This is a genomic window from Pseudomonadota bacterium, assembly GCA_039028155.1.
Taxonomy (GTDB): Bacteria; Pseudomonadota; Alphaproteobacteria; order SP197; family SP197; genus JANQGO01.
This window is the reverse complement of record JBCCIS010000110.1, coordinates 1-4,250: the sequence shown is the minus strand read 5'-3', so window position 1 is coordinate 4,250 and position 4,250 is coordinate 1. Positions and strand designations below refer to the sequence as shown.

At 63.7% G+C, this 4,250-nt stretch carries 6 protein-coding genes; 2 read left to right on the top strand and 4 right to left on the bottom strand.

Going from position 1 to position 4,250, the window contains the following annotated elements:
* Positions 1-269: 269 nt before the first annotated feature.
* From ftsY to dapF, 3 genes are read right to left on the bottom strand one after another with little or no spacing between them, the layout of a single operon-like run.
* Positions 270-1,193: a signal recognition particle-docking protein FtsY gene (ftsY, locus tag AAF563_25475; protein MEM7124652.1), complete on the bottom strand. Its 924-nt coding sequence runs from the start codon at positions 1,191-1,193 to the stop codon at positions 270-272.
* Complete coding sequence (gene mtaB, locus AAF563_25470) at positions 1,193-2,431, bottom strand: tRNA (N(6)-L-threonylcarbamoyladenosine(37)-C(2))-methylthiotransferase MtaB (GenBank protein ID MEM7124651.1); 1,239 nt, start codon at positions 2,429-2,431, stop codon at positions 1,193-1,195. Before mtaB ends, ftsY begins: the two co-directional genes overlap by 1 nt.
* A 1-nt stretch (position 2,432) precedes the next feature.
* Positions 2,433-3,260, bottom strand: a complete 828-nt coding sequence (gene dapF / locus AAF563_25465; protein ID MEM7124650.1) for a diaminopimelate epimerase — start codon at positions 3,258-3,260, stop codon at positions 2,433-2,435.
* Between the two features lie 103 nt (positions 3,261-3,363).
* Here dapF and AAF563_25460 point away from each other — a divergent pair, with 103 nt between their 5' ends.
* Together AAF563_25460 and AAF563_25455 are read left to right on the top strand one after the other, a co-directional pair.
* Positions 3,364-3,843, top strand: coding sequence for an L-2-amino-thiazoline-4-carboxylic acid hydrolase (locus AAF563_25460; protein MEM7124649.1), 480 nt, complete (start codon positions 3,364-3,366; stop codon positions 3,841-3,843).
* A 27-nt stretch (positions 3,844-3,870) separates the two neighbouring features.
* Positions 3,871-4,071, top strand: a complete 201-nt coding sequence (locus tag AAF563_25455; protein ID MEM7124648.1) for a hypothetical protein — start codon at positions 3,871-3,873, stop codon at positions 4,069-4,071.
* 25 nt (positions 4,072-4,096) lie between these two features.
* On the opposite strand, the gene AAF563_25450 is transcribed toward AAF563_25455, so the two are convergent.
* Positions 4,097-4,250: anion permease (locus AAF563_25450; protein MEM7124647.1), on the bottom strand; the 154-nt coding region annotated here is incomplete at its 5' end.

The window sequence follows — 4,250 nt, the reverse complement described above, 5'->3', positions numbered from 1 at the left end:
GTCTCGCGCGCCATCTTTTCGTTGATCTCGCCGAACAGCAGGATTGTGCGGGCATCGAACAGGATCCTCTGAACCGCGCGGTTCTTGTCTTTCTTGTCCGACGACTTGGCGTTGTCCTTGTCGTCGTCGTCTTCGTCGTCATCGGCGCGGAGGTCAAAATCGATCATGATGTCCTGTCCGTAAGGTAAGAGGCCGCCGGGCCCGGCAGCGGAAACTGACATAGGCAGCGGCGGCGCGGAATGCAAGGCATTGCGCGGTGGCGTTACCCACTAGGCAAGCCCCATCAGGGACTTGGCGAAGTCGCGCGCGTCAAAAGCGCGCAGGTCTTCGGCGCTCTCGCCGACGCCGATCGCGTGAATGGGCAGGCCGAAACGGTCGGCCAGGCCAACCACGACACCGCCACGCGCCGAGCCGTCCAGCTTGGTCACGACCAATCCGCTGACGTCCGCCATTTGGCCGAAGGTCTCGGCCTGGGCATGGGCGTTTTGGCCCGTGGTGGCGTCCAGCACCAGGATGCGGTCATGCGGCGCGTCGGGGGCGAGCTTGGCGATGACGCGCAGGATCTTCTGCAGTTCGGCCATCAGCTCGTCCTTGTTGTGCAGACGCCCGGCCGTATCGATCAGCAGGATGTCGGCGTTTAGGGCCTGGGCACGCTGCAGGGCTTCGTAGGCCAGGCCCGCGGCATCGCCGCCCTGCTTGCCCGAGACGACCTCGGCGCCCGTCCGGTCTCCCCAGATCTGCAGCTGTTCGATAGCCGCGGCGCGAAACGTGTCGCCGGCCGCCATAACGACCTTCTTGCCGTCGTCGGCGAACTGTTTCGCGAGCTTGCCGATGGTCGTCGTTTTGCCGGTGCCGTTGACGCCCATGACCAGGATGACGTGTGGGTGGTTGGCCGGGTCGGGCGTGAGCGGTTGCGCCAGGGGCGCTAGGATCTCCGCGATGCTGTCGGCGAGGTCCTGACGTACTTCCTCAGGACTGACTTCCTTATTGAAGCGTTTCTTGGCGAGGTCGGCAGTCAGCTTGGCTGATGTCGCGACACCGATATCGGCGGCGATCAAAGCCTCCTCCAGCTCTTCCAGCGCGTCGTCATCGAGTCGCCGTTTGGTGAAGATCGCGCCGATGCTGTCGGTCAGCCGTCCGGACGAGCGAGACAGACCGGCCTTCAGCCGGGAGAACCAGCCGCCTTCGGCCATCAGGCCGCCTCGGCCAGCAAGGTGCCGTTGTCGATGCCTGTCAGGCGCGCTGTTACCAGATCCCCTTCGACCGCGTCATGGGTCAGCCGGGCCGGAGCAAACTGTTCGGTACGGCCGGCCGACGCCTGCTCCACAAGAACGGTCGCGCGCTGACCGACACGGGATCTCAGGAAGGCGTCCTGGGCCGCTTGGCCGGCGTCGCGCAGCCTTGCCGCGCGAACCTTGCGTTCGGCCTTGGCGACCTGCGGCATCTTGGCCGCCGGTGTGCCGGGTCGCGGCGAATAGGGAAAGACGTGCAGATAGGTCAGACCGCAATCGGCGACGTGGTCCAGGGTCGCCTGGAACATCGCGTCCGTTTCGGTCGGGAAACCGGCGATGAGATCGGCGCCGAATACGGCATCGGGCCGCAGACGGCGCACGAGATCGCAGAACGCGACGGCCTGCTCCGGCTGATGGCGTCGCTTCATGCGCTTCAGGATCATTGGATCGCCGGCCTGCAAGGAGAGATGCAGATGCGGCATTAAACGCGGCTCCTCGGCGATGACCCGATAGAGGGTCTCGTCGACCTCGGAGATATCCAGCGATGTCAGTCTGAGGCGCGGCAGGTCCGGCACCTGATCGAGTAGCGTCCGAACCAGATAGCCCAGGCTCTGCGTCCCGGGCATATCGCTGCCCCATCCGGTGATGTCGACGCCGGTCAGCACGACCTCGCGATAGCCGCGTTCGACGAGCAGTCTGACCTCATCGACAACGCGGCCAGCGGGCACGCTGCGGTTGTTGCCGCGGCCAAAGGGAATGATGCAGAACGTGCAGCGGTGATCGCAGCCGTTCTGGATTTCGACGAACGCGCGCACACGGTCGTTGAAGCTGGGCACCAGATGCGCCGCCGTCTCTCGAACCGCCATGATATCGGTGACGTGGATGGCCGGGCCGTCGTCCTTCGCCCAGGTTCCGGGCTGCAGCTTTTCGATGTTGCCGACCACCCGGTCGACCTCCGGCAGGTCGGCCCAGGCTTGCGGATCGATTTGTGCGGCGCAGCCGGTGACGACAATGGTGGCGTCCGGGCGTTCGCGCCGTGCCTTGCGGATTTGCTGACGCGCCTGGCGCTCGGCCTCGGCGGTCACCGCGCAGGTATTGACGACCACGAGGTCGTCGCGGCCGGCGGCTTCCGCGTGGCCGCGAATGACACCGGACTCATAGGTGTTCAAGCGGCAGCCGAAGGTCAGGACGTCCGTCATCTCAGGCCGTCAGATGGGGCGCCATGACGCCGTGAAAGGAGAATGCGACGGTGCCCGCCATCAAGACATGGCCGTCGTCTTCGCGCCAGGTGATGGTGAGCGGGCCACCATCCAGGTTGATCGTGGTTTGCCGACCCGCCAGGCCACGCCGGTTCGCCGCGACGCCTGTCGCGCAAGCCGCCGAGCCGCAGGCCTGAGTCTGGCCAGCACCGCGTTCCCAGACCCTCAGGCGCAGCTGGTTGTCGCCCGTGACCTGGGCAAAGCTGACATTGGCGCCTTCTGGAAACACGGAATGGCGTTCCAGCGCGGCGCCGACGGCGGGAACATCGATTGCCTCGGCATCGTCGACGAAGAAGACCATGTGCGGATTGCCCATGTTGACGGCAACAGCCTGCCCGGGCGCGGGATCGCCGAGGTCGATGGCCAAGGTATCCATGTCGCTTGCGAGCGGAATGTCCCGCCACGCGAGATTGGCTGGTCCCATATCGACACTGATACCGGCCTCGCTCAACCGGCACGGCAGTACCCCGGCTACGGTTTCGATTTCGGCGCTGTCGCGACCGTCCTCGTCCATCAAAAGATGCGCGACGCAGCGGGTGCCATTGCCACAGGCCTCCGCGTCACTGCCATCCGGGTTCCAGATCCGCATGAAGGCGTCGGCCTTGTCCGACGGCTCTATGCGCAGAAGCTGGTCAAAGCCGATGCCGGTATGGCGGTCGCCGATGCGCCGGATCGCCTCACGCGACAGCTCGTGGACGTGCTCGCGCGCGTCGACAATGACGAAGTCGTTGCCGAGACCATGCATCTTGATGAAGTCGAGACCGCTCATGGCCGGTATATAGGTGCTAGATGAGGCGAAAGTCCACCAATCGGCGCTTTTCGGCGCAAACCCGCTATAGTGGTTCTAACCGAGAAAAACAGGGAAAACTGCGGTGACCACCTTCGATCGTTTGCCGGTCCTGGAACGCCGGCGCATTCAGGCCGAAGTCATCAAACCAATCTACGAGGCCATGGTGAGCCGTATCGGCGAGGATACGGCGCGCGAAATCCTTGGTGGCGCTATCAAAAACGCCGCCATTGCCGAAGGACGCCGGTTCGCCGAGCGCGATGGCGAGGAAGGCGGTCTGCAGGGTTTTGTCGACATGCAACACCTGTGGGAGGCGGACGGCGCGCTAGAAACCGAAGTCGTCGAGCATACCGACACGACCTATGCCTACAAGGTCAACCGATGCCGCTATGCGGAGATGTACCGCGACATGGGCATGGCCGATATCGGTTTCCTGCTGTCATGCAACCGCGACGGCACGTTCTGCGAGGGATACGATCCCAACCTCAAGCTGACCCGCAAGCAGACCTTGATGCAGGGTGACGACCACTGCGATTTTCATTACCGGCTTCACGAGGAGCGCTGAGCCTCACAGGCAGCGGAGAACAGACCCTTGAACGATCGGCTACCATTTTGGCAGCGTCTTTTGATCACCATCTTGGTGATGCTGCTCAGCAGTTATGTGGCTGGCCTCGTATGTCAGTTCATTTTCGGGTTCGCCATTCCCAGCTACATCGCCGGCGCCATCGGCGGTCTGGCAAGCCTTCCGACCTGGGATTTCCTCAAGCGAATTCGCCCCTCCGGCAAACGGTAACGCGATTAGAATTCACCGGCGGCGATCAACCGAATACCAGCTTGATAGCCCACGGGATGTAGACGGAGATCAAGATTACCGCGATCACGTTCAGCAGGACGCCGGCCCTGACCATCTGCAAGATCGATATGGCGCCGCTGCTGTAGACAATGGCGTTGGGCGGCGTCGCGACCGGCAGC

Bases quoted from the DNA above. Each gene is read 5' to 3' on its own strand.
- ftsY (MEM7124652.1), bottom strand. From the start codon at position 1,193: ATGGCCGAAGGCGGCTGGTTCTCCCGGCTGAAGGCCGGTCTGTCTCGC.
- mtaB (MEM7124651.1), bottom strand. From the start codon at position 2,431: ATGACGGACGTCCTGACCTTCGGCTGCCGCTTGAACACCTATGAGTCC.
- dapF (MEM7124650.1), bottom strand. From the start codon at position 3,260: ATGAGCGGTCTCGACTTCATCAAGATGCATGGTCTCGGCAACGACTTC.